The sequence below is a fragment of the Mesorhizobium sp. M4A.F.Ca.ET.090.04.2.1 genome (assembly GCF_003999085.1).
In the GTDB taxonomy this organism is placed as follows: Bacteria; Pseudomonadota; Alphaproteobacteria; order Rhizobiales; family Rhizobiaceae; genus Mesorhizobium.
The window spans coordinates 1-1,075 of sequence record NZ_RZOT01000906.1 but is presented as its reverse complement, the minus strand read 5'-3'; the positions used below and the strand labels follow the sequence as shown (position 1 = coordinate 1,075).

2 protein-coding genes are annotated in these 1,075 nt (G+C 68.9%); both read right to left on the bottom strand.

All coding sequences use genetic code 11. From position 1 onward, the window contains the following. Positions 1 to 622: heme ABC transporter ATP-binding protein (locus EN781_RS33040; protein WP_145965810.1), on the bottom strand; the 622-nt coding region annotated here is incomplete at its 3' end. A 7-nt stretch (positions 623 to 629) separates the two neighbouring features. Beyond that, a partial coding sequence (locus EN781_RS33035; RefSeq protein ID WP_145965809.1) for an iron ABC transporter permease occupies positions 630 to 1,075 on the bottom strand: 446 nt, incomplete at its 5' end.

Genomic DNA, 1,075 nt, shown 5'->3' with positions numbered 1-1,075 from the left:
ACATGGCGGTCAGGTTGAGGTCGTGCAGGATGGCCACCACGCCGCCGCCGCGCCTGGCGAAGTCGCGGGCAATGTCCATGATGATCAGTTGGTGCTTGACGTCGAGGCTGGACACCGGCTCGTCGAGGAACAGGTAACGTGGCTTGCCGTCGAGCACCGGCGCCCAGACCTGGCAGAGCACGCGGGCAAGCTGCACGCGCTGCTGCTCGCCACCTGAAAGCTCCTGGTAGAAGCGTCCGGCAAAGCCGTCGAGATCGACGCGGGCCAGCGCCCGTTCGGGCAGTCGCGCGTCCTCGCCGGGCAGCACGCCGGAGCGTCCGCCGACAAGGCCGAGCCTGACGATCTCGCGCACCGTGAACGGAAACGACAATGTCGTCGCCTGCGGCAGCACGGCGCGATAGGTCGCCGCCTGCACCGGCTTCATCGCCGTGAGGTCGCGCCCGTTGAGCGCAATGCCGCCCGTATAGGCAAGCTCCCCCGACAGCGCCTTGAGGAAGGTCGTCTTGCCGGACCCGTTGGGCCCGACGACGGCCGCGATCTCGCCCGGCGGCGCCACGAAGTCGACATGGGCGACGATGCTCCTGCCGCCGATCGCCACCGAGACATCGCGCGCTTCGATCATGCCAACCTCACAGGTCGATCACGCTGCGCTTGCGCAGCAGGATCCACAGGAAGAACGGCGCGCCGGCGACCGCCGTGACGATGCCGATCGGCAGTTCGGCGGGCGCTACGATGGTGCGGGCAACCGCGTCGGCCAGAAGCAAGAGCGAGCCGCCGAGCAAGGCCGACGCCGGCAGCAGGTAGCGATTGTCCGGTCCGATCAGCAGCCGCAGCAGATGCGGCACGACGATGCCGACAAAGCCGATGCCGCCGCTTGCCGCCACCGATGCGCCGACCGCCGCCGAGACGCCGATGATGGCCGTGTATTTCAGCCGCTGCACCGGAATGCCCAAATGGCCGGCGGTGGCTTCGCCCAGCGCCAGCGCGTTGAGGCCGCGCGCCAGGAACGGCATTGACGACAGCGCCAGAACGATGACGGGCCCGACGGAGCCGATCTTTTGCCAGGTCGCCCCGG